Below are 22354 nucleotides of genomic sequence, written 5' to 3'. Positions count from 1 at the left end.
GTACGCTAGCGTGCCGGTCATGGACATCACCGGGGACCTCACCGCCCTCTTCGAGACGTACGCCGGTCTGCTCGCCGAGGGCGACCTCGACCACCTGGCGCGGCTCTACGTCTATCCGGCGATGGTGATCGCCCCACACGCCCGGCTGGTGGTGCAGGACCACGACCAGACCAGGGGCTACTTCGCCGGTGCATTGAAGGGCTATGCCGAGAAGGGGATCGTCCGCTCGCACCCGACCGTCACCTGGTGCGACCAGCCCGGTCGCGGCGTCGCCGTCGCATACGTCATGCTGAGCAACGTCGATGCCGAGGGCAGCGAGGTCAGCCAGGAGCGCTACTGCTACCAGTTGGTCCAGATCGACGGTTGGTGGAAGATCAGCACCGTCACCCCACTGCTGGGCTGAGCCTGTCCGACGCGACTGACGACGAGGGCTCGACTCCACCGCGGAGCCGAGCCCTCGTCGTCATCGGTGGGTGACCGTCGCGATCAGCCAACCGTCCGGATCACCGGGCTGTCGTGGTCACCGGACCGCCGAGTCACCAGACCTGGGCGATCGCCGTGGCTACGTGGTCGATGTTGCCCGGGTTCAGCGCGGCCACGCAGATCCGGCCCTTGTCGGTGCCGTACACGTGGAACTCCTCGCGCAGCCGGATCATCTGGTCCTTCGACAGGCCGGAGTAGGAGAACATCCCCACCTGGTCGGTGATGAACGAGACGTCGTCGGTGATCCCGGCGGCCTGCAGCCCGGCCACGAGCGCGGCACGCATCTCCTTGATCCGGTCGCGCATCTCGGCGAGCTCGGCCTCCCACTGGGAGCGCAGCTCCGGGTCGCCGAGCACGGTGGCGACGATCTTCGCGCCGTGGGTGGGCGGGTTGGAGTAGAGCGTACGGACCACGGGCTTCAGCTGGGACAGCACCCGCTTCGCCTCGTCGGCATCGGTGCAGATCACCGAGAGCGCGCCGTCGCGCTCCCCATAGAGCGAGAAGCTCTTCGAGAACGAGGTGGAGCAGACGAACGACAGGCCGGCGTCGGCGAACCGCCGCACCACCTGGGCGTCCTCCTCCAGGCCCTGCGAGAAGCCCTGGTAGGCCATGTCGAGGAACGGGATGAGGCCGCCCTCGGTGATGACCTGGATGACGGTGCCCCACTGGTCGGCATCGAGGTCGTAGCCGGTCGGGTTGTGGCAGCAGGCGTGCAGCACGACGATCGTGCCCGGTGCTGCTGCCCGCAGGTCCTCGACCATGCCGGCGACGTCGATGCCGCGGGTGGCGGCATCGTAGTAGCGGTAGCTCTCCACCGGATAGCCGGCGGCGGTGAACAGCGCGCGGTGGTTCTCCCAGGACGGGTCGGAGATCAGCACGGTCGCCCCGGCGGCGACCGTCTTGAGGAACTCCGCGCCCACCCGCAGGGCGCCGGTGCCGCCGAGGGACTGGACGGTCGCCGTACGCTCGATCACCGGACTGTCGGCGCCGAGGACGAGCTCCTTGACGTGCTGGTTGTAGGCGGCCAGGCCGTCGATCGGCAGGTACGGGATCGGCTGGGGGTCAGCGGCGAGCCGGCGGCGGGCCTCCGCCACGCAGGCCAGCAGCGGCAGCTTCCCGGCTGCGTTCTGGTAAGCGCCGACTCCGAGGTTGGCCTTGTCCGGGTCGGTGTCCGCCTTGAACTTCTCGGTCAGGCCGAGAATCGGGTCGGCGGGTGCCATTTCGACGGCGGAGAACAAGGACATGAAGACCCCTTCAGTGGGCGTGGTGCGCCACCTGACCGGCGCGCCATACAGCCTAGTGGCCGGGCAGGGCGTTGGGGAGGCCGTCGTCACGGCGTGGGCACCGTCGTTCACCACCCCCGCGATGTGCCGGCGCGGTGCCGACGCAGTGCCCGGACGTCGATCGGTCGGATGTCGTACGCACCGGCGGCTCTGGCATCGCGGGTGGGGGCGGCGGTAGCGTCGGCGGGGTGAGGAATCCCAGCGCCATCGATCGGATCGCCGAGGACCACACCCGGCGTCTCGCCGCCCTGCGGCCCACCTGGGCGACGGCCCTCGGCATCCCGGGCCACGACGACCGGATGGGCGACTTCTCGCCTGCCGGGCACGCGGCGTACGCCGACCTGGTCCGGGACACCCTCGCCCGGCTGGACCGTGCGGAGCGGGAAGCGGCACCGGCTGCTGTCGGCGAGGGGACCCGTGAGCCCGGCGCGGCGTCTGTCAGTGCGCGCTGGGGAGTCACCGAGCCTGCCGGGGCGCGCGGGGCCGCCACCGAGTCTGCCCGCGACGCCGTCACCCTCGCAGCGATGCGGGACCGGCTCGGGCTGGAACTGGAGCTGTACGCGGCCCGCGAATACCGGGCGGCGGCGAACAACATCGAGTCGCCGGTCCAGAGCATGCGCGAAGTCATCGATCTGATGCCCACCGACACGGCCGCCGACTGGGAGGTCATCGCCGCCCGGGTCGCCGACCTCCCGCAGGCGGTCGACGGCTACATCGCCTGCCTGCGGGAGGGCCTGGCCGCGGGAGGTGCGGCCGACGGCGGCCCGCGACCGACCCGCCGCCAGGCCGAACAGGCGCTCGCCGACGCCGCCCTGCTCGCCGACCCCGCCTCGTCGTGGTTCGTCACCCACCTCGGTGGCGCCCGGGCCGCCGGCGATGCCCGCGCGGCCGTGGGCGACGCGCTCGGCGCGCGCCTGGAGCAGGCCGCCGAGCAGGCGGCCGCCGCGTACGCCCGGCTGGTCGAGGCGCTGCGCGAGGAGGTGCTGCCGGGCGCTCCCGAGGAGGACGCCGCGGGACCGGAGCGCTACGCCCGTTTCTCCCGGGACTTCGTCGGCGCAGCGGTCGACCTCGACGAGACGTACGCCTGGGGCCTGGACGCGCTGCACGAACTGGCGGCCGAGCAGCGGGCGGTGGCGGCGCGGATCGCCGGGCCCGGGGCCTCGGTGCAGGACGCGATCGCCGTCCTCGACGCCGACCCGGCGCGCCGCCTGCACGGCACCGATGCCCTCCAGGACTGGATGACGCGGACCACCGAGGAGGCCATCACCGCGCTGGACGGCGTGCACTTCGACATCTCCGGGGACCTGCGGCGACTGGAGTGCCGGATCGCCCCGACCAACACCGGCGGCATCTACTACACCGGTCCCAGCGACGACTGGTCCCGACCGGGACGGATGTGGTGGTCGGTGCCGGTCGGCGTCGACGACTTCACCACCTGGCGGGAGCGCACCACGGTCTACCACGAGGGGGTGCCCGGCCATCACCTGCAGGTCGGCCAGGCGGTCGCGAACAAGGACGGACTCAACTCCTGGCGGCGCCTGGTCTGCTGGACCTCCGGTCACGGCGAGGGCTGGGCGCTCTATGCGGAGCGCCTGATGGCCGAGCTCGGATTCCTGGACGACGCGGGGGACCGGTTCGGCATGCTCGACGCGCAGATGCTGCGGGCGGCGCGGGTGGTGTTCGACCTGGGGGTGCACCTCGGCAAGCCGGCGCCGGAAGAATTCGGCGGGGGCACCTGGGACGCCGAGAAGGGCTGGGCCTTCCTGCGCCACTACGTCGCCTCCGACGAGGCGACGCTGCGGTTCGAGTGGAACCGCTATCTCACCTGGCCGGGCCAGGCGCCGAGCTACCGGATCGGCCAGCGGATGTGGCAGGACCTGCGCGCCGAGGCCGCGGCGGCCGCCGCTGCCCGCGGGGAGACGTTCTCGGTGGCCGACTTCCACGCCCGGGCGCTGTCGCTGGGCTCACTGCCGCTGGACGTGCTGCGGTCGGCGCTGGCCGGCTGACCGCGGAGCGTACGGCGGACGACCGCCAGGTCGTACGGGGCGTCGGGTCGTACGACTCTCAGATCGCGCCCGCGTACATCACCGCCGCGCAGCGACACAGGATCTCGCCGCACGCCGGACACCGGCCGCCATCGCGGTGCTGCCGCCAGAAGCCGGGGATCTCGGCGAAGGGTTCGAGCCCGGCGCGCCGCAGGATGATGCCCATGCCGGCACCGCGCGGGGTCTCGGGCGCGGCCGCGGCCCACACACCGGTCTTGTGGCGGCGCAGGTGCAGGCGCGCCGCGTGGGTGAGCCGGGTGCCCAGGCCGTGCCCGGTGTGCTCGGGGTGCACGGCGACGGTGTCGAGCAGGCCGATCCGACGGGCGTGCAGCACATCGGGCAGGCCGCTGCGGAAGACCCGGGCGACCGGGCCGGGCTTCATCACGGTGCCGAGGCAGACCCCGACCACCGTGTGGTCGGACTCCGCCACCAGGGTGAAACCGTCGGGATCCCGCCGGAAGGCGTCCGGCCCGCCGAGGAGAGGGCGGTGCTCCGGCTGTGCGTCGATGATCGCCTGCAGGACGGTCAGGTCCGCCCGGGAGGCGTTGCGGATGCTGAGGACTGAGGTACGCGGCATGGCGCCTCTCAGGGTAGGTCGGGGCGGCCCGGTGCGTCCACCGCGGTGGTCCGGCCCCATCGTGCCCGAGTCGGGGGCGTCGCTCATCCTGCCCCGGGGCCCAGGGGCAGGCCGTCGCTCACCGTGCTCTCAACCACGACCGGGCATCCTGGGTGCCGGTGAGTTGTATGCCACCCGTGGCTCGCGTCGCGCCGCCGCTCTCCTCCCTCCTCCCCCGGCGGCGCGCGCGGGTCCGTCGCTCATTCCCCCTGGGAGCGAGTCACCCACCCGCCTGGGTGCGATCTGTGCATCGACGCGGCACCCAGAGTCCGGTGTGCCTGGCCTGTGAGTCGGGCTGATTAGACTTTTGGTGATGGCCTGACCTGCGGGTGGGCCTCTAGCGTTGGGGGTGAGTCGGCGACCGACGATCCCCCCATTGTTGTCGGCCGCCGACTCGCTTGACGTCCGTCGCCGATGGCCTGGAGGCCGCTGACGGCGGCTCATCCGTCTCGGCGGCAACTCCGTTCGGCCGCGCTGCTCTGTTCGGCGGTGCTGCTCTGTTCGGCCGCGCTGCTCTGCACCGGCCCCTACGCCGCGGGCGTCGCTTGTGACACCGCCTCCGCCACTGCCTGCCGCAGCTCGACGGCGGTCCAGCGCCCGTGGAAGATCGGGGTGCCGGGAGCGAAAACACGGGCGGTGGCCAGTGGGCCCACCTCGACCGGATCGAATCCCATGGCGTCCACCAGTCGGCCGACCCGGGCCGCCGCGGCCGGATGGTCGGAGGCGATCGCCAGCGCCCGCCGCCCCTCCTCGCCGGCGGGACGGGAGTCGGTGCTGATCTCCCGGGCGCTGATGTGGTTGAGCGTACGGACCAGGTGGGCGCCGGCGAGATGCGCCTGGACGATCTCGCTGGTCGACCGGGGATCGTCGTCGAACTCCGGCAGCGGCCCGTCGACGAGGGGGAGATGATTCATCACATCGACGACGACGCGGCCCCGCAGCGCCTCGGCCGGGAGGCTGCGGTAGCGCCGCAGCGGGATCGCCGCGATGACGATGTCACTGTCGTACGCCTCGGCCCGGGAAACTGCCGTCACGCCCGGAAGGAAGGGGGCGATCTGCTCGGCCGTCACCGACGCCGGGCGGCGGGTCGCGAGGCGTACGACGTAGCCGGTGCCCAGGAGACGGGAGGCGAGGGCCATCCCGAGGTGTCCCGCACCGAGGATCCCGACGGTGGTGCCGGCGTCGTCGGTGCCCGGGCGGCCCGGGTCCCGGTCGCCGATCTCCGCCTGACCCGAGTCCGTGTCGCCGACCATCACCCCGCCATTGTCAGCGACCGGGGCGCGGGAAGCGACCGGGGTCGCGGACCGGACGGCCGTCGTCCCGGTCTTCTGGGCCGTGCCCGAGCCTCCGCAGGTCCTGGACCCCAGGCGTCAGGCGGGGATCAGACCGATCATCAGCAGCCCGACAAGGAACAGGCCGAGCAGCACGCGGTAGATGATGAACCCGGTGAAGTTGTTGGTCGAGACGAACTTCAGCAGCCAGGCGATGGAGGCGTACGCGACGACGAAGGAGACCAGCGTCGCGATGACCGTCGGGCCCCAGCCGACGGTCGCCGAGATCGCGCCGGCCTGCGTGGCGGCCTCGAGGCCGCCGGCTGCGATCAGGGCCGGGATCCCCATGAAGAAGCTCAGCCGGGTGGCGGTGACCCGGTCGAACCCCAGGAACAGGCCGGCGGAGATGGTCGCGCCGGAGCGGGAGATGCCGGGGAAGACCGGGGCCAGGGCCTGGAGAAGACCGATCACCAGCGAGTCCTTGAGCGTGACATCGTGCATGCCACGGTCGTGGTGGGGGCGGCGGTCGGCGATCCACATCACGATGCTCCACAGCAACAGCGCCCCGGCGATCACCCACATGCTGCGCAATGTGGTCTCGATCGCCCCCTTGAAGAGCAGCCCGACGACGGCCACCGGGACGGAGCCGATGATCACTCCCCAGCCCAGCCGATAGTCGGGGTCCTTGCGCGCCTCGGCGTCACGCAGTCCCTTCACCCAAGCCACGACGATCCGGACGATGTCCTTCCAGAAGTAGACGATGGCCGCGATGATCGCGCCCACCTGGATGACGGCGGTGAAGGCGGTCATCCCGGGGTCGTCGATCCGGTATCCGAGGAAACTCTCGACGATGTTGAGGTGACCGGTGCTGGAGACCGGGAGGAACTCGGTGATTCCCTCGACGATCCCGAGCAGGATGGCGTGGAACCAGTTCATGGCGCCCTTTCGTGGGTCGGCGGCTGCTGGATGCAGGTCGACCGTACCGGAGCAGTGGCGCCGCTCCGCTGCCGGTCCGACGTCCGGCGTCGCCCCACCCGCCGGTCGGCAGGCCCACCGGCACCGGGCTGTCGTCGACCGCCTCTGCCGTGTTCGGAGGCCTCCCGTCGGTCACCGCTTCGGAAGCCTCCTGCGGGCCGTCCTGGCCGACTACTCTCGCGGTCATGAGTGACGAGATCGACGACTACACGATCGACCACGATCCCGCCGGCCAGGCGTTCTTCCTCCGCGACGGTGACCGGCAGATCGGCCGCATCTTCTACCTGCCGTACGGCCCCGACGGCAAGCAACGGGTGCTCTATCACACCGGAATCGACGAGGAGTACGGCGGGCGCGGGCTGGCCGGGCGGCTGACCGCGGCCGCGTTGGCCGAGACGGTGGCGGAGGGGTTGACCATCGTGCCGGTCTGCCCCTACATCACGGCCTATCTCCGCAAGCACCCCGAGTACGCCGATCGGGCGACCGAGGTGCTTCCCGAGCACCTGGCCGTCGTCCCGGAGAAGTACCGGCCCTGAGCAGACTCGGCCGTGGGCGCCCCCCGGCTCAGTGGTGCCGGCTCAGTGGTGCTGGCTCAGTGGCGCACCGCGTGATCGACCGTCGCCCGCACCGGCCCGTACGTGGCCGCCCACCACAGGGCGGTGCCCAGCGGCAGCCCCCACCAGCCGGCCCACGTCGACCGACTGCCGTCCGGCCGCAGGCCGGTCAGGGCGGCGGCCCCGATGCCGGCGAGGAGCGTCGCGTACGCGGGGGTCACCAGGCGTTGACCGGGCGGGAGGCGCCGGTCCGAGCCGAGGGCGGCGAGGGTGACGACCGCGGCACCGACGCTCGCGGCACCCGGCACGTCGGCCCAGGCCGCCCGACCGGTGAGCCCGCGGCGACGGCGCCGCGGGACCGACGCGATGGTGGCGACGGCCAGTGCTCCCGCCACCGTCCACGCCATCGCCCGGGCCCATCGTCCCGGTCCCTCGGTCGCGTCCTCCAGCAGTTCGTCGTCGAGGTCGTCGGGATGGAGCAGTCCGAGCCGGACGGCGATCGCCCCCATGTTGAGGGCCCACCCGACGCCGAACACGTGCGGCACCACCAGGTGTGGATCGGCGGGGTCGAACGTCGCCGCCATCCGCTGCAGCACCCCGGAGGCCAGTGAATTGGGGATGCCGAGGATCGTCCGTCGACGGTCGCTGCGTAACTCCTCGTCCAGCGCCCGGGCGTACCCGCGGGCGGAGCCGAAGGAAGCCACCGCCGCGGCGACCGGATCCTCGTTCGTCGATTCCTCCGTCGACCGGACTCCGGCGTACGCCGCGGTCGTCTCCCGCAGGGCGGCCTCGAGGTCGGCCAGGGCCTGGTGACGTGCCGGCCCGCGGGTCTTCAGGTGGCGGGCCACCTCGGCGACGTACGTGTCGATGTCTCCGTACGTCGGGTTCGGGTCGGTCATCGGGTCTCCTCGGTGAGCAGTGCGTCCATCGCCGTGACCACCTGGCGCCAGGCCGCTGTCTGGCCGGCGAGCTCGTCGCGCCCGGCGACGCTGAGCGTGTAGTACTTGCGTGGCGGGCCCTTCGGCGACTCCCGCCATGTGGTGTCGACCAGCCGGGAGTTCTTCAGCCGCGTCAGCAGTGGGTAGATCGTGCCGGTGGTCGCCTCCAGGCCGGGCAGCCCGGCCAGTCCGTCGACGATCTCGAAGCCGTACGACGGGGCGCGGTCGAGGAGGGCGAGGACGGCCAGTTCGAGCGCGCCCTTGCGGAGCTGGGTGAGGTGGTCGGAGCGCATGGCTATATTGCATTGCACAGTACCCTGTCGTGTCAATATGCTGGTGTCGCCCATCGCCCCGTCGCCGGCATCATTCCCCGACGACGTCCGCCCTCTCCGGAGAGAGTTCCCATGGTTCCCTCGTCGTCGATCGCCTTCATGGCTGTCACCTTGCTGATCAGTTTCGGTGTGCCGCTCGGCGGTCTGATCTGGTTGCTGACGCGTCGTACGGACGGTCATCCCCGATGGCCCGCGATCGGGCGCGCGTTCCTCTGCGGCATGCTCGCCTTCGGCGCCTCCCAGCTCCTCATCCGGATCCCGCTGATGCTGGTCGTCGTCCCGACCCTGCCGCAGCCGATCGCGTCCTTCCTGCTGTCCGGGCCGATGGCGAGCTACTCGGCCGGTCTGTTCGAGGAGACCGGCCGGCTGGTGGTGATGGTCCTGTTGCTGCGTCGATTCCATCGCTGGATCGACGGCGTCTCCTTCGGTCTGGGTCACGGCGGTCTCGAGGCGATGGTGCTGGTCGGTGTCAACACCGTGTCCAACTTGGTCCTCGCCGTGATGATCAACACCGGCTCCTGGGACCGGATCGCCGCCACCATGCCCCCCGAGACCGCCCAGCGGGCCCATGACGCCATGGTCGGGACGGCATCGCCGCTGTTCCTGGCTGCCGGTGTCGAGCGGATCGGTGCGATCGGCGTCCATGTCGCGCTGTCGGTGCTGGTGCTGTGGGGCGTCCATCGCTCCCGCAAGCTGGTCGCCTGGGCGGCCGCCGTGCTCCTGCATGGCACGTTCAACATCATCGCCGTGCTGATGACCCAGGCCAAGGTCAACCCGTGGCTGGTCGAACTGGTCATGCTGGTGATCGCCGCGCTGTTGATCCTGATGGCCGTACGGCTGCGACCCGGGTTCGCCACCGACGTGCTCCCGGACCTGTCGAAGCTGCCGGCCCCGCCGGCCCCGTCGCACGGCGGTGAGGTTCCGCCGAAGGGTGCCGCCGGTGAGGGGTCGACCTCCTCGGAGAGCTGAGGGTGGGGCGCCGATCGCCCCGATGTGCCGGATCGTGTTGCCGGAGGGCAGGGGACTGCGGTATTAAATACGGGAGTCCCATATTTAAAGGAGTTCTCCGTGTCCTCGACCGTTCGGGATCCCCACCCTCCCGCCGCCCCGCGTCAGCCGATGAACCGCCGAGACCGCCGTTGGTGGACAGCACTCGCCCTGGTCGTGGTGCTGTCCTTCGGCGTGCTGCTCTACCTGGGCTACCAGATCGACCAGAACAAGCCACCGATCCCCACTCAGGTCGTCGACAGCAGCGGCCGCGTGCTGATGACCGGTGCCGACATCACCGAGGGCCAGGAGATCTGGCAGTCGATCGGTGGCCAGGAGATCGGCTCGATCTGGGGCCACGGCGCGTACGTCGCCCCGGACTGGAGCGCCGACTGGTTGCACCGGGAGGCGACGTACGTCCTCGACCGGTACGCCGGCGCCGAGGGGGCGTCGTCCTATGACGCGCTTCCCGCGGAGCGCCAGGCCGCGTTGAAGGAGCGGCTGAAGGAGGACATCCGCACCAATACGTACGACCCGTCGACCGGCACGATCACCGTCGACGGCCTGCGCGCCGCCTCGTGGCAACAGAACTCGGCCTACTACGCCGACATCTTCTCCAACGGCAACGTCGAGGACGCCATCCCGGCCGGCACCCTCACCGACCCGGGGCAGCTCCAGCAGATGAACGACTTCTTCTGGTGGACCGCGTGGGCGGCGGGGACCGACTCGCCCGGCACGGACGTCTCGTACCTGCAGAACTGGCCGCACGAACCCCTGATCGACAACGTCCCCACGCCGACGAACGTGTTGTGGAGCATCATCAGCGTCGTCCTGCTCCTCGGCGGCATCGGCGGGATGATCTTCTACCACAACCTCCACTCCGACGATGAGGAGCCGCGGACCGACGCCCCGGAGCGCGATCCGCTGCTCGGCTACAAGGCCACGCCGTCCCAACGCGCGACGATGAAGTACTTCTACATCGTCGGCGCCCTCTTCCTGCTGCAGATCACGATGGGCATCCTCACCGCTCACTACGGTGTCGAGGGCGGCTCGCTCTACGGCATCCCGCTCGACACGATCCTGCCGTACGCCGTCACCCGTACGTGGCACAACCAGCTCGGCATCCTGTGGATCGCCACCGCCTGGCTGGCGACCGGCCTGTACGTCGCCCCGGCCGTCGGCGGGCGGGACCCGAAGTACCAGAAGCTCGGCGTCAACGTGCTCTTCTACGCGCTGATCCTGGTCGTCGCCGGCTCCCTGGTCGGTGAATGGCTGTCCATGATGGGCTTCATGGGCCACGGCCTGCCGATCAACTGGTGGCTGGGCACCACCGGCTACGAGTACCTCGACATGGCGCGGACCTGGCAGATCGGCCTGTTCGTCGGTCTGTTCCTCTGGTTCTTCCTGATGGCCCGGGCGATGTGGCCGGCGCTGCGGCGGGCCCGCAGCGGTGAGGGCAACCGGCCGACCGCGACCGCGCCGCTCGCCGCCGGTGGTCAGCGGACGCTGATCCTGATGCTGCTGATGAGCTCGCTGGCCATCGCCGGCTTCTACGGTGCTGCCTTCGGGATGGATCAGGGCACGCACCTGTCGATCACCGAGTACTGGCGCTGGTGGGTGGTGCACCTGTGGGTCGAGGGGTTCTTCGAGGTCTTCGCCACGGTGGTGATCGCGTTCCTGTTCGCCCGCTTGGGTCTCGTGCGCAGTCGGACCGCGGCCACCGCCACCCTGTCGTCGACGGCCGTCTACCTGGCCGGCGGCATCATCGGCACCGGCCACCACCTGTACTTCACCGGTGGCGACCACATCGTGATGGCCTGGAGCGCCACGTTCAGTGCGCTGGAGGTCGTCCCGCTGGTGTTGGTCGGCTTCGAGGCCTTCAAGAACCTTCGCCTGCTCAAGGTCAGCAGCTGGGCCGTCGGCTACAAGTGGGCCGTCTACTTCTTCATCGCGGTCTCGTTCTGGAACATGCTCGGCGCCGGCATCTTCGGCTTCCTGATCAATCCGCCGATCTCGCTGTTCTACGTCCAGGGGCTGAACCTGACCCCCCTGCACGGCCACGCCGCGCTGTTCGGGGTGTACGGCATGCTCGGCATCGGCCTGATGCTGTTCTGCCTGCGCTCGCTGATGCCCGCCAAGCGGTGGGCCGACAGGCCGATCGCCATCGGGTTCTGGGGGCTGAACATCGGCCTGCTGCTGATGTGTCTGCTGTCGCTGCTGCCGGTCGGCCTGGCCCAGGCCTGGGCGTCGATCACCCACGGTCTGTGGTACGCCCGCAGCTCCGAGTTCCTCTACAGCCCGGCGCTCACCGTGCTGCGCTGGCTGCGGACGCCGGGCGACATCGTCTTCACCATCGGCGGGCTGGCGATCGGTGTCTTCATGGTCGGTCTGTTGTTCGGCTACTCGGTGCGGACGCCCGGCGGTGAGTCGGTCAGCGGCTCGGTCTTCAACCGGCTCGACGAGCCGGACGAGGACGTGGAGGTCGTCGGCGCGGGCGTGTCCGGGCAGGAGTGACCCGGCACGGCAGGTGACCCGGGTAGTGAGATGACCGGGCAGTCCGACTGGTCTGCCACGACAGACACCCTGGCAGGACCGGATCCCCGGCCAGGGGCACGGCGACGGCCCGCGTGCGGTGACGCGGGCCGTCGTTCTGCCCCGAGCTGTCCGGGGATGGATCGTCCGTGGCGTCGTCCGTCCCGGGGCTACGTTCCTCCGACGTGCGTACGTACGCCGATCCGGCTCCGTACGCCGTGCCGCTCACGTTCCCGCGCGTCCGAGCCACGTTCCCGCGGGAACGTACGACTCAGCGGGTCGGCCGGTTCATGTGCTCGGCCGGCGGCTTGGCGAAGAACAGCGCCGCGACCAGGCCGAGCAGGACCGCCCCGGCGCCGAGCAGCATCGACTGGCCCATCGCCGAGGCGAAGGCGTCGTGCAGGAACGGCGGCAGCGTGCCGGAGAAGCCCTCGGTGGCGGTGCCGGCAGGGATCTGCGTACGTGCCGCCGGCGGCAGGGCCTCGACCGCCCGGCTCATCTCCACCTGCAGACGGCTGGTCATCACCGCCGCGATCGACGCCGATCCGAGGACACTGCCCATCTGCCGGGTGGTGTTGTAGATGCCCGACCCGGCGCCCGCCAGCTGCGGGGAGAGGTTGCGGGTGGCGGTCATCGAGACCGGCCCCCAGATCAGGCTGTTCGCGACGCCCATCAGGGCCAGCGGGAGCAGGAACACCCAGATCGGCGTGTCCGGATGGGTGACCGCCCAGGTCCACACCTGGGAGACGGCGAACAGCAGGAAGCCGAGCATCGCCAGCCACTTGGGATTGACCCTCGTCTGGAGCTTGCCGGTCAGCGGCGCCAGACCGCCCGACAGGACGGCCATCGGGATCATGGTGAGGGCGGACTGGGTCGGGGTGAGGCCCTTCACCTCCTGGTAGAACAGCATCAGCGGGAACGAGGTGCCGACCACGCAGAAGCCCATCACGGTGATGGCGGCGTTCGCGGCGGAGAAGTTGCGGTCGCGGAACAGGGCGAGCGGCACCAGCGGTTCACGGGTGTTGATGGCCTGCCAGACGACGAACAGCGCCAGCACCACCAGGCCGATGACGATCAGGCCCCAGACCGAGACCGGGATGTGTGTGTGCAGGCCGGCGACGGTGAGATCGCCGGTGATGCCCGCCCAGTGGTAGGTGTTGCCCTCCTGGATCCCGAACACGACGAGGAAGGTGCCGAGCGCGCTCAGGATCACCCCGAGCCAGTCGAAGGAGTGCCCGTGCACCGGCAGGGCCGGGACCAGCCGGACGGCGGCGACGAAGCCGATGACGCCGATCGGCACGTTGACGAAGAAGATCCACTCCCAGCCGAACCCGTCGGTGAGCAGGCCGCCGAGCAGCGGGCCGACCAGCATGGCGACGCCGGCGGTCGCGCCCCACAGGGACATCGCCTGGGCGCGCTCCTTCGGCGGGAAGAGCCGGGTGATCACCGCCATCGTCTGCGGCGTCATCAGTGCCGCGCCGAGGCCCTGCACCACCCGCCAGCCGATCAGTGCACCGGCCGTGCCGGACAGGCCACAGGCCAGTGAGGAGACGGTGAAGACCGCCAGGCCGATGAGGTAGAGGTTCTTCGGGCCGTAGCGGTCGCCGAGGCGGCCGGTGATCAGCAGCGGCACGGCGTACGCCAGCAGGTAGGCGCTGGTGACCCAGATCGCCGCATTCAGCGTGGTGTCCAGCCCGGTGATGATGTGCGGCATCGCGACCGACACGATCGTGGTGTCGATCAGGATCATGAAGAACCCGATCACCAGAGCGACCAGGGCACGCCAGGCCGCTGCGGTGGACACGCCGTGGTCCTCGAGGCTGCGGGTCTCGACGACCTGATCATCGCGGGTGGTGCTCATGGCTGCTCCTCGGTGTCGGCGGGGGACGCGGTGGCGTACGCGGCGTACGCGGTGGTGGGCGTTGTGGCGGCGTACGTGGTGGTGGGCGTTGTGGCGACGTACGTGGTGACGGTCTCGTCGGTGCCGGCGGTCTCGTCGGGGGTGGTGGGCGTGGTGGCGCGGGCGGGCGGGGCGTACGGCGGGTCCGGGGGGCCGTAGCGGGCCGGGTCGTAGTACGGCGACAGGCTCAGCGGACGCTCCGGCAGGGTGCCGGGGTCGGCGGGCGGGGCGGGAGAGTCCCAGTCCATCGTCCCGTCGGCGATGCGGGCGGCGGTGGCGCGCAGCCAGCGGACCTCCGCGAGCAGCATCGATGCCTGGTAGTCGACGTCCAGGATGAAACGCTCCGGCAGCCCGCGGGCGCCGACGTACGCCAAGGTGTCGACGAGCAGGGTGTGCTCACTCTCGAGGCGCTCGGCGCGGGTGGTCAGCAGGTCGAGGGCGTGCTCGGCGGGCAGCTCATGGAGCTCGGCGACCGCGCAGGGGAAGCGCGGGTACTCGTACACCGGCCGGGACACCCACTCGTCGACGGTGGCGCGCAGCGCGGCGCGTCCCGCGTCGGTGATCCGATAGGTCGTACGCTCCGGCCGGTTGCCGCACCGGTCGGTGCCGCACGACTGCAGCAGTCCGTCGTCGGCCAGGCGGCCGATCGCGTGGTAAAGCGTGCCGGGACGGACCTTGACCACCCGGTCCTCCCGGCGCTGCAACATCAGTTGGTAGACCTCGTACGGGTGCGACGGACCTTCGTGCAGGATCGCCAGCGCGGAGAGCTGCAAGGGGGTGAGTGACATGGCTCCTCCTTCTGGGGCGCGGCGGTGCTCGGCGTGCGGTCGTCGGTCGTGTGGCTGCCGTCACACGATAGGGGCTCCGCGTCGATTATTCCAGTTGGAGTATTGAGGGTCGAGACGCGTGTGGAGCCGGATGCTCATGCCGCCGTGATGCTCGTGCGGCCGTGATGCTCATGCGGCCGGGATTCTCATACGGCCGGGATTCTCATGCGGCGCGGTGCGGCGCACTCGGCGGCGTGTCGCGAGCGGGGATTGTCCTCGTCGGAATGACCATAGGTTTCCCCTATGGTCATTCGCAGGAACACTGACCTGGCGACCGGACCCGCCGCGGGGTCGCCGCGAGATCTCCCAACGGCCGCCAATCCAGGTCCACGTCGTCTGATCCGGTTCGCCGTGATCTGGTTCGCCGTGATCTGGTGCGCTGCCCGATTCAGTCCGAGATGACCTCGTCGAGGTAGCACCAGCGCCACGACTCGCCGGGCTCGAACGACCGCATCACCGGATGGCCGGTGTGCTCGAAGTGTTTGCGGGCGTGGTCGCCGGGGGAGGACTCGCAGCAGCCGACGTTGCCGCAGGTCAGGCACAGCCGCAGGTGGACCCATGTCAGCCCTTCCCGCTCGCAGTCGGGACAGCCGGTGAAGCAGGTGGGGACGGCGATGTCGGTGGCCTCCCGCAGGTGGGCGCACGCCTCGGCGATGCTGTGCACGGCGGGGAGTGCGCCGCGGATGGCGTCGTGGCGGTCGCCGACGCGCTGGGTCATCACCTCCTCCAGGTCCAGCACGCTCAGTACCTCGGCGATGACGGTCTGGTCGGCCTGCCCCTCGTCGCGGATGTCGAGGATGACCTCGCGTTCCCGCTGCAGCGCGACGTCGCGCAGCCGGCGGCGGGCCGCCTCGGGCGTCTCCCTCTCCGATCCGGGGCGGCCGAGCCGCTCCCACAGGGTGTTGAGGCGGTGGGTGTTCTCGGTCCGGAGCAGGTCGACGGTCTCCCGATCGTTCGGGCCGGCGGCCTCGTCGGCGGCGGTCAGCCCGGCGGCGGTGGCCCGCTGGAGGATCATCACCGATTCGATCGCGTCCTCGCGGGCGTCGGGTCCGCGCAGGTCCAGCGCCCGGGCCAGCGGGGGCAGGGTGAGGCCCTGGATCGTCAGGGTGCCGATGGTGACGACCAGGGCGATCAGCACCAGGACGGGGCGGCCGGGCGTGTCGAACGGCAGCGCCATCGCGGCGGCCAGAGTGACCACTCCGCGCATTCCGGCCCATCCGATGATCAGTGTCTCGGCCCACGGTCGACCGCCGCGACGTACGAGGAACACCCGGGTGCCCACCAGCCAGACCAGCCGTGCCGCGATGACCGTCCCGAGGGCCGCCAGGCAGACGGCGATCACCGTGCCGGTCCCCACCTCCGCCCCCCAAGCCGCGGTGACGATCTGGCGCGTCTGCAGCCCGATCAGCAGGAAGACGGCGTTCTCCAGCAGGAACTGCACGGTGTGCCAGTTGATCCGGGCCGACACCCGGGCCTCGGCGGACTGTTCACGGTGGGCGCGGTGGCCGAGGGTGAGACCGGCGACCACCACGGCCAGCACACCGGAGCCGTGCACCGACTCGGTGAGCACGTACGCGGTGAACGGCACCAGGAACGACAGGCCGACCGTCATCGCAGCGTCCCGGAGCCGGCGGAAGAACAGCCCGGCGAGCCGGGCGACCACCAGCCCGATGACGACGGCGAGGACGACCGCTCGACCGAAGTCGAGCAGCACCGCGCCGGCCGAGAGGGCCGCGGTGAGGGCCAGGGTGGCGGAGCGGAGGCTCACCAGAGCGGTCGCGTCGTTGACCAGCGATTCGCCCTCGAGGATCGTCACCACCCGGCGCGGGAGCCCGACCTGCCGGGCCACGGCGGTGGCGGCGACCGCGTCGGGCGGGGCGACCACGGCGCCGATCGCCAGGGCCGCCGGCCACGGCACCTCCAGCAGCGGCTGCACCACGACGGCCACCCCGGCCATCGTGAAGAGCACCAGGCCGATCGACAGCCACCCGATCGGCCGGAGATTGGACCGGAAGTCCGCCAGCGGGGTGTTCACCGCAGCGGCGTAGAGGAGCGGCGGCAGCAGCCCGACCAGGACGAGCTCCGGTGACAGCGCGGGGACCTCCAGGAACGGGACCAGCGAGCCGGCGACGCCGACCAGGATCAGCGCCAACGGCGCGGAGATCCGCAGCCGATCGGCCCACCAGGTGACCACCAGGACGACGAAGATGAAGCCGGTGATGGCGAGGACGATCTCCATGGGCAGATCGTAGGAGCTGGGACACAGGCCGGGGATCGTACGGCGGCCGGTCGGTCACTCCGGGTCGCGGGCCTGCCAGGTGCACAGGCAGGCCTCGTTGCCCTCGGCATCGGCGAGCACCCAGAACGCCGGCGCACGGTCGCTGCTGAGGAGTCGGCCGCCAGCGGCCAGCGCTCGATCGATCCGGTGCTGCACCTCGTCGTGGGCCACCCAGACGTCGAGGTGGATCCGGTTGCGCTGCGGACGCGGCGCATCCATCTGCTGGAACCAGATCAGCGGCCCGGCCAGGTCGGGGTCGGGAAGCTCCAGGTCGCTCTCCTCCGGCGAACCCACCGGCGGCATCGGGCGGCCGAGCACGGCGGCCCAGAACGGCCGGATCGCCGGCCGGTCCAGGGCATCGATCGCGACCTCCACGACGGTGAGTCGCGCGTGGTCGGGCTGGACGCCCCGGTCGGCCAGCAGGCCGCTGACCCGGGTCGCGAGTCGTACGTCGCGGTCGGTGAGGGCGCCGACGTCGTAGCTGATGACCGACAGGTGGACCCGGGACCAGCGGATCTCGATGTCGGGGTGGTGGTCGAGGGTGCGGGCGACCTCGGCGACGGCGGTGACGAACTCCATCGCCCGGTCGAAGTCGCCGAAATCGGCACTGAGGTGCAGGCGGCCGGCGAGGAGCCGCCATCCGGGTGCGGCGACGCTGGCTTCGCGGCGGGACAGGAGGGTGCTCATAGCGGGGCCTTCCGTGGGAGGGGGCTCGGATGGGGGAACGTACGGGAGCGTCCCCGACTGGCGAGACTCACCGGGACTGGCGAGACTCACCGGGACTGGGGAGTCGCTGGGACTGGGAGTGGCTGGTTCGTGGCGGAGACGTGTTGTCCGGCGTGAATGGTCGAGGTCGCCGGCCGACGCGTCCTGGATCGTCTCCATTGTCGGCCAGGTGTCTGAACCGCACCATGGGGAGCGGAGAACCGACCGGCCGCCCGCCCCGCGGTGCCCGTGCCATCGGGGCACTCCGACCCGGCGTCGGTGCAACAGCCGCGGTGCCTTCCGTCAGCCGCCGCGGTTTCAGCTATCCGCCGCGCGCCGGCGGGCCGCGGCTGACTGAAACTGCGGCATCTGCCAGAAACCCGCGCAGCTGTTGGCGACCAGGTGTCCGGGCCCGCCGGGCCCGCCCGTCGATGACGGATGACGCCGATCTCGCCGGCACCACTGATCTCGCCCGCACCGCCGATCTCGCCGGCACCGCCGATCTCGCAGGCACTGCCGACACCGCCGATTCCGCAGGCCCGGACGGCCGCGGCGCCGCCCGGGTCCATGCTGGATCCATGACCACGACGGATCACTCGGACCACGACCCCGCGACCGAGCCCGAGCTCGGAACGGCCGCGGAGGTGGCGCAGTTCGGGGCGCCGGGGGAGGGCACCCCGAACGCGATGGGGGACGCGATGCGGGGCGCGATGTCGGAGCGTACGACCGCGCCCGTGGCACCCGCGAGTGAGGGTCCTGTGCAGCCCATCGCCGGGTTCGTGCCGCAGGAGATCCCGGTCTCCGCAGGCGCCATCCTGCTTGACGACCAGGGTCGCCTGCTCGTCCTCAAACCGACCTACAAAGCGGGCTGGACCATCCCCGGCGGGATCATGGAGGCCAGCGGTGAGACCCCGTGGGAGGCGTGTCGCCGCGAGGTGTTCGAGGAGGTCGGGCTGGTCGTGGACGGGGCGCGTCTGGTCTGTGTCGACACCCGCCCGGCCCGCGAAGGACGCAAACTCGGCCTGCGGTTCCTCTTCCACTGCGGCGTCCTGTCGCCCGAACAGGTCACCGACATCGTGATCGACCCGGTGGAGATCGCGGAGCACCGGTTCGCCCCGATCGACGAGGCGCTGACCCTGCTGCGCAAGCCTGTCCGGCGACGCGTACGCCGCGGTCTGGCGGCCCGGCACTGCGTCTACCTGGAGAACGGGCGTCCGGTCGACGGCATCAGCTGACTCACCCGGGTCGGTCGGATGTCGGCGTCCGCCCGGTCCGCCTCGCCGGATCCCGGGTTGGCTCGGTCCCTGCGGTCAGATCGGTGTCGTGGTCAGATCGGTCCCTGCGGTCAGATCGGTCCCTGCGGTCAGATCGGTGTCGTGGTCAGTTCGGTGTCGCCGTCACTCGTGCCCCTCCGGCCGGCGCGGCGTGTACGGGGCCTCGAGCCGTGCGATCTCCTCCTGGCTCAGCGTCAGGTCGATCGCCGCGATCGCGTCGTCGAGCTGCTCGGTCTTGGTGACGCCGACGATCGGGGAGGTGACGGCGGGCTGCGCCATCACCCAGGCGAGGGCGACCTGGGCCATCGACACCCCGCGGGAGCGGGCGATGTCGGCCACCGTCGCGATGATCGTCGCGTCGGCATCGGGATTGTGCGAGTACATCCCGGCCCGGACCGGCCGGTCGGTGTCCTGGCGCGGGGTGTGCTGGCCGAGCGGGCGGGTCAGCTTGCCGCGTGCCATCGGCGACCACGGGATCACGCCGACACCCTGGTCGAGGCAGAACGGGTGCATCTCCCGCTCCTCCTCGCGCATCAGCAGGTTGTAGTGGTCCTGCATCGACACGAAGCGGGTCCACCCGTGGCGGTCGGCGGTGTACTGGGCCTTTGCGAACTGCCAGGTCCACATCGAGCTGGCGCCGAGGTAGCGCGCCTTGCCGGCCTTCACCACGTCGTGCAGCGCCTCCATCGTCTCCTCGATCGGGGTGGCGTAGTCCCAGCGGTGGATCTGGTAGAGGTCGACGTAGTCGGTGCCGAGCCGGGTCAGGCTGGCATCGATCGCGCTCATGATGTGCTTGCGGGACAGGCCGCGGTCGTACGGCCCCTGGCCGGTCGGGAAGAACACCTTGGTGGCGATCACCACCTCGTCGCGGCGGGTGAGATCGGCGAGCGCGGCGCCGAGGATCTCCTCGCTGCGACCCTGCGAGTACATGTCCGCGGTGTCGAAGGTGGTCAGCCCGGCGTCCAGGGCGCGGCGGATCACTGCGCGGCTGTCGGCCTCGCCCAGCGACCACTTCTGCGGCCCCTCGCCCGGGGTGCCGAAGCTCATGCAGCCGATGGTGATGGGGCTGACGGTGAGGCCCGAGTCACCGAGACGGATCTGGTCCATGGCGATTTCCCTTCCGTGGCGTACGACCCGACGGGGCTCCGTGGGCCGTCCTGCTCGCTGCTCGGGAGTCTAGAGTCCGGGCAGCCAGAGGGTGAAGGTGCTGCCGCGGCCGGGGCCGTCGCTCGCCGCGGTCAGCGTGCCGCCGTGGCGGCGGACCAGGGCGCGACTGATCGTCAGGCCGACCCCTGATCCGAGGTGGTCGTGCTCCCGCGCCGTGCTGCCGCGCCAGAACCGCTCGAAGACGTGCGGCAGCTGGTCGGCGGCGATCCCCTCCCCGGTGTCGGTGACGGTGATCGCCACCCCCGGCCGGTGCGGCTCCTCGATGCCGGCCGCCGGCTGCAGCGCCACCGTCACCGCGCCTCCCGGCGGGGTGTGCCGCAGGGCGTTGCTGAGCAGGTTGGTCAACACCTGTCCGATCCGGGCCGGATCGGCGAGGACCGTACGGTCCGCTGCGTGCGCCGGGTCGGCGGACGGGACGGCGAGGCGTACGCCCTTGTCCGCGTACGCCCCGGCGAGTTCGTGGTGGGCGGCGGCGACCACCTCGGACAGGTCGATCCGCTGCCGGTGCAGGTCGCCGGTGCCCTCCTCCGCCCGGGAGACCGCGGAGATGTCGCGGGCCAGGGCACTCATCCGGGTCACCTCGTCGCGGAACAGGTCCTGCAGCTGCGGGTCCCACGCGATGATGCCGTCCTCCAGCCCGTCGAGGTGGGCGGCCATCGTCGCCAGCGGCGTCCGCAGTTCGTGGCCGACGTCGGTGAGCAGCCGGCGGCGGGTCTCCTCGGCGTGGGCGATGGTGTCGGCCATCGCGTTGAAGGCGGTGGCCAGTTCGTCGATCTCCTGACCGTTGCCCCACTCGGGCACCCGGACCGTCTCCTCGCCGGCCGCGAACCGGCCGGCGGCATGCGTCAGGTCGCGCAGCGGCGTCCGCAGCCGTCGCCCGACGTACCAGCTGACGGCGATCGCGACCACCACGGCGACCCCCAGCCCGGCGGCCAGGGCGAGGGCGCCGGCGTCGCGGAAGGCGAACTCGACGTGAGCCAGCTCGGGGGAGTCAGCGGTGGCGCCGGCCTCCACCAGGTGCCGGTGGAAGATCATCGGCCCGATCAACGAGGAGACCAGTCCGGCGGTGGCCAGGCTGGCGACCACCACGACGGCCTGGGTGACCAGCAGCCGGGTGGACAGGCTGGCCGCGCGGCGCCGCGTCGGGCTCACCCCCGGCCCATCCGATAGCCGACGCCGCGGACAGTGAGGACGAACCGAGGCCGTTCGGGGTCGTCGCCGAGCTTGCGCCGCAGGTTGGCGATGTGGACGTCGACCAGGTGGTCGTCGCCGACCCAGTGCTCGCCCCACACGGCGTCGAGCAACCGGCGGCGGCTGAACGCCCAGCGGGGCCGCTCGGACAGCGTGAGCAACAGGCTGAACTCGGTCGGTGTCAGGGCGAGGCGTTCCCCGTCGAGGAACGCCTCGTGGCCGGCCACGTCGATCCGCAGTCCGCCGAACGTACGCTCCAGTGCATCCGCCTCGACAGCCGTGCTCGGCCCGTCGGGGACCGATGGGCCCGCCGCGGTCCGCTCGTCCCGCCCATCGGCGCCGCCCGGGCCCTCGGAACCGCGCGGTCCGGCCTGCCCGACTCCGGCCTGCCCAACGGTGTCCCCCGCGGATCCGCCCGGGGCGAACTCTCGGCCCGCCGCGGCCTCGGCCCGGGTCCGTGGACGACGGAGCACCGCCTGCACCCGGGACACCAGGGTGCGGGTGCTGAACGGCTTGGTGACGTAGTCGTCGGCCCCGGCGGCGAACCCCATCAGCGTGTCGAACTCGTCGTCGCGCGCGGTGAGCATGATGACGTACGCGTCGGAGGTGCGCCGCAGCTGCCGGCAGACTTCCATCCCGTCCATCCCGGGCAGGCCGAGATCGAGGATGACCACGTCCGGAGCCCAGGAGCGTACGGCCGCCAGGGCGTCCGGGCCGGTGTGCTCGAGCCGGGTGAGGTAGCCGGCCCGGTCCAGGTAGCTGGCGACCATCCGGGCCAGGGCCTTCTCGTCGTCGACGACGAGGACGCGGGGGGTGGCGTCACCGGTGGGATCCATGTCCCGACGATACGTCGCCCCGGGCGCCCCGCCGCCACGGTCTCCGGTCACCCCGCCCTGCTCCTGGGGCGTGCCGCCACGATCCCGGGGCGTGCCGCCCTGCTCCCCGGTCACCCCGCCCTGCTCCCCGGTCACTCCGCCGTGCTCCCCGGTCACCGCA

The 22354-nt window shown here is 71.3% G+C and carries 19 protein-coding genes; 6 read left to right on the top strand and 13 right to left on the bottom strand.

Features of this window, described 5'->3' with window-relative positions:
- Window positions 1–19 precede the first annotated feature (19 nt).
- Entirely contained in the window at window positions 20–403 is a 384-nt protein-coding gene (locus R0146_RS04195; RefSeq protein ID WP_317691608.1) for a DUF6841 family protein, read from the top strand.
- Window positions 404–536: 133 nt separating this feature from the next.
- Here the strand turns inward: R0146_RS04195 and R0146_RS04190 are convergent, their stop codons facing one another.
- The gene (locus tag R0146_RS04190) at window positions 537–1727 is read right to left on the bottom strand and encodes an amino acid aminotransferase (RefSeq protein ID WP_317691607.1); all 1191 of its coding nucleotides are present in this window, start codon (window positions 1725–1727) and stop codon (window positions 537–539) included.
- A gap of 227 nt (window positions 1728–1954) precedes the next feature.
- Here R0146_RS04190 and R0146_RS04185 point away from each other — a divergent pair, with 227 nt between their 5' ends.
- Window positions 1955–3772 carry a DUF885 domain-containing protein gene (locus tag R0146_RS04185; RefSeq protein ID WP_317691606.1) on the top strand — a complete coding sequence of 606 codons (1818 nt, stop codon included), beginning with the start codon at window positions 1955–1957 and terminating at the stop codon, window positions 3770–3772.
- 58 nt (window positions 3773–3830) lie between these two features.
- Here the strand turns inward: R0146_RS04185 and R0146_RS04180 are convergent, their stop codons facing one another.
- The 3 genes from R0146_RS04180 to R0146_RS04170 all read right to left on the bottom strand — a co-directional run bounded on the left by R0146_RS04180 (window position 3831) and on the right by R0146_RS04170 (window position 6634).
- Window positions 3831–4388 (bottom strand): GNAT family N-acetyltransferase, encoded by a 558-nt coding sequence (locus R0146_RS04180; RefSeq protein ID WP_317691605.1) that lies wholly within the window; start codon window positions 4386–4388, stop codon window positions 3831–3833.
- Between the two features lie 566 nt (window positions 4389–4954).
- Entirely contained in the window at window positions 4955–5680 is a 726-nt protein-coding gene (locus R0146_RS04175) for an NADPH-dependent F420 reductase (RefSeq protein WP_317692329.1), read from the bottom strand.
- 117 nt (window positions 5681–5797) lie between these two features.
- A complete protein-coding gene (locus tag R0146_RS04170; RefSeq protein WP_317691604.1) occupies window positions 5798–6634 on the bottom strand; it encodes an undecaprenyl-diphosphate phosphatase in 837 nt (278 codons plus the stop codon).
- Between the two features lie 224 nt (window positions 6635–6858).
- On the opposite strand from R0146_RS04170, the gene R0146_RS04165 reads away from it, so the two are divergent.
- Window positions 6859–7209: a GNAT family N-acetyltransferase gene (locus tag R0146_RS04165; RefSeq protein ID WP_317691603.1), complete on the top strand. Its 351-nt coding sequence runs from the start codon at window positions 6859–6861 to the stop codon at window positions 7207–7209.
- 56 nt (window positions 7210–7265) lie between these two features.
- Here the strand turns inward: R0146_RS04165 and R0146_RS04160 are convergent, their stop codons facing one another.
- Window positions 7266–8126, bottom strand: coding sequence for a DUF5808 domain-containing protein (locus tag R0146_RS04160; protein WP_317691602.1), 861 nt, complete (start codon window positions 8124–8126; stop codon window positions 7266–7268).
- Window positions 8123–8458 carry a PadR family transcriptional regulator gene (locus R0146_RS04155; RefSeq protein WP_317691601.1) on the bottom strand — a complete coding sequence of 112 codons (336 nt, stop codon included), beginning with the start codon at window positions 8456–8458 and terminating at the stop codon, window positions 8123–8125. The genes R0146_RS04160 and R0146_RS04155 overlap by 4 nt, the downstream gene beginning before the upstream one ends.
- Window positions 8459–8569: 111 nt before the next feature.
- Here R0146_RS04155 and R0146_RS04150 point away from each other — a divergent pair, with 111 nt between their 5' ends.
- Together R0146_RS04150 and R0146_RS04145 are read left to right on the top strand one after the other, a co-directional pair.
- Window positions 8570–9466: a YhfC family intramembrane metalloprotease gene (locus R0146_RS04150; protein ID WP_317691600.1), complete on the top strand. Its 897-nt coding sequence runs from the start codon at window positions 8570–8572 to the stop codon at window positions 9464–9466.
- 150 nt (window positions 9467–9616) lie between these two features.
- A complete protein-coding gene (locus R0146_RS04145; protein ID WP_317691599.1) occupies window positions 9617–11998 on the top strand; it encodes a nitric-oxide reductase large subunit in 2382 nt (793 codons plus the stop codon).
- 289 nt (window positions 11999–12287) lie between these two features.
- On the opposite strand, the gene R0146_RS04140 is transcribed toward R0146_RS04145, so the two are convergent.
- The 4 genes from R0146_RS04140 to R0146_RS04125 all read right to left on the bottom strand — a co-directional run bounded on the left by R0146_RS04140 (window position 12288) and on the right by R0146_RS04125 (window position 17708).
- The gene (locus R0146_RS04140; RefSeq protein WP_317691598.1) at window positions 12288–13877 is read right to left on the bottom strand and encodes a DHA2 family efflux MFS transporter permease subunit; all 1590 of its coding nucleotides are present in this window, start codon (window positions 13875–13877) and stop codon (window positions 12288–12290) included.
- Window positions 13874–14704 carry a PadR family transcriptional regulator gene (locus tag R0146_RS04135; protein WP_317691597.1) on the bottom strand — a complete coding sequence of 277 codons (831 nt, stop codon included), beginning with the start codon at window positions 14702–14704 and terminating at the stop codon, window positions 13874–13876. The genes R0146_RS04140 and R0146_RS04135 overlap by 4 nt, the downstream gene beginning before the upstream one ends.
- 427 nt (window positions 14705–15131) lie before the next feature.
- A complete protein-coding gene (locus tag R0146_RS04130) occupies window positions 15132–16982 on the bottom strand; it encodes a cation:proton antiporter domain-containing protein (protein WP_317691596.1) in 1851 nt (616 codons plus the stop codon).
- Between the two features lie 54 nt (window positions 16983–17036).
- Entirely contained in the window at window positions 17037–17708 is a 672-nt protein-coding gene (locus R0146_RS04125) for a 4a-hydroxytetrahydrobiopterin dehydratase (protein WP_317691595.1), read from the bottom strand.
- A gap of 449 nt (window positions 17709–18157) precedes the next feature.
- Here R0146_RS04125 and R0146_RS04120 point away from each other — a divergent pair, with 449 nt between their 5' ends.
- On the top strand, window positions 18158–18961 hold the full coding sequence (locus R0146_RS04120) for an NUDIX domain-containing protein (RefSeq protein ID WP_317691594.1): 804 nt from the start codon (window positions 18158–18160) through the stop codon (window positions 18959–18961).
- A 162-nt stretch (window positions 18962–19123) separates the two neighbouring features.
- Here the strand turns inward: R0146_RS04120 and R0146_RS04115 are convergent, their stop codons facing one another.
- From R0146_RS04115 to R0146_RS04105, 3 genes are all read right to left on the bottom strand, one after another.
- Window positions 19124–20107 carry an aldo/keto reductase gene (locus R0146_RS04115; protein WP_317691593.1) on the bottom strand — a complete coding sequence of 328 codons (984 nt, stop codon included), beginning with the start codon at window positions 20105–20107 and terminating at the stop codon, window positions 19124–19126.
- 69 nt (window positions 20108–20176) lie between these two features.
- Window positions 20177–21319, bottom strand: coding sequence for a sensor histidine kinase (locus R0146_RS04110; RefSeq protein WP_317691592.1), 1143 nt, complete (start codon window positions 21317–21319; stop codon window positions 20177–20179).
- A complete protein-coding gene (locus R0146_RS04105) occupies window positions 21316–22350 on the bottom strand; it encodes a response regulator (protein ID WP_317691591.1) in 1035 nt (344 codons plus the stop codon). Before R0146_RS04105 ends, R0146_RS04110 begins: the two co-directional genes overlap by 4 nt.
- Window positions 22351–22354: the final 4 nt, after the last annotated feature.

The sequence above is a fragment of the Raineyella sp. LH-20 genome (assembly GCF_033110965.1).
In the GTDB taxonomy this organism is placed as follows: Bacteria; Actinomycetota; Actinomycetes; order Propionibacteriales; family Propionibacteriaceae; genus Raineyella.
The sequence above is the reverse complement of the archived record's forward strand: the minus strand, read 5'-3'. Positions and strand labels throughout refer to the sequence as shown.

Bases quoted from the DNA above. Each gene is read 5' to 3' on its own strand.
- R0146_RS04195 (WP_317691608.1), top strand. From the start codon at position 20: ATGGACATCACCGGGGACCTCACCGCCCTCTTCGAGACGTACGCCGGT.
- R0146_RS04190 (WP_317691607.1), bottom strand. From the start codon at position 1,727: ATGTCCTTGTTCTCCGCCGTCGAAATGGCACCCGCCGACCCGATTCTC.
- R0146_RS04180 (WP_317691605.1), bottom strand. From the start codon at position 4,388: ATGCCGCGTACCTCAGTCCTCAGCATCCGCAACGCCTCCCGGGCGGAC.
- R0146_RS04175 (WP_317692329.1), bottom strand. From the start codon at position 5,680: ATGGTCGGCGACACGGACTCGGGTCAGGCGGAGATCGGCGACCGGGAC.
- R0146_RS04170 (WP_317691604.1), bottom strand. From the start codon at position 6,634: ATGAACTGGTTCCACGCCATCCTGCTCGGGATCGTCGAGGGAATCACC.
- R0146_RS04165 (WP_317691603.1), top strand. From the start codon at position 6,859: ATGAGTGACGAGATCGACGACTACACGATCGACCACGATCCCGCCGGC.
- R0146_RS04160 (WP_317691602.1), bottom strand. From the start codon at position 8,126: ATGACCGACCCGAACCCGACGTACGGAGACATCGACACGTACGTCGCC.
- R0146_RS04155 (WP_317691601.1), bottom strand. From the start codon at position 8,458: ATGCGCTCCGACCACCTCACCCAGCTCCGCAAGGGCGCGCTCGAACTG.
- R0146_RS04150 (WP_317691600.1), top strand. From the start codon at position 8,570: ATGGTTCCCTCGTCGTCGATCGCCTTCATGGCTGTCACCTTGCTGATC.
- R0146_RS04145 (WP_317691599.1), top strand. From the start codon at position 9,617: ATGAACCGCCGAGACCGCCGTTGGTGGACAGCACTCGCCCTGGTCGTG.
- R0146_RS04140 (WP_317691598.1), bottom strand. From the start codon at position 13,877: ATGAGCACCACCCGCGATGATCAGGTCGTCGAGACCCGCAGCCTCGAG.
- R0146_RS04135 (WP_317691597.1), bottom strand. From the start codon at position 14,704: ATGTCACTCACCCCCTTGCAGCTCTCCGCGCTGGCGATCCTGCACGAA.
- R0146_RS04130 (WP_317691596.1), bottom strand. From the start codon at position 16,982: ATGGAGATCGTCCTCGCCATCACCGGCTTCATCTTCGTCGTCCTGGTG.
- R0146_RS04125 (WP_317691595.1), bottom strand. From the start codon at position 17,708: ATGAGCACCCTCCTGTCCCGCCGCGAAGCCAGCGTCGCCGCACCCGGA.
- R0146_RS04120 (WP_317691594.1), top strand. From the start codon at position 18,158: ATGACGGATGACGCCGATCTCGCCGGCACCACTGATCTCGCCCGCACC.
- R0146_RS04115 (WP_317691593.1), bottom strand. From the start codon at position 20,107: ATGGACCAGATCCGTCTCGGTGACTCGGGCCTCACCGTCAGCCCCATC.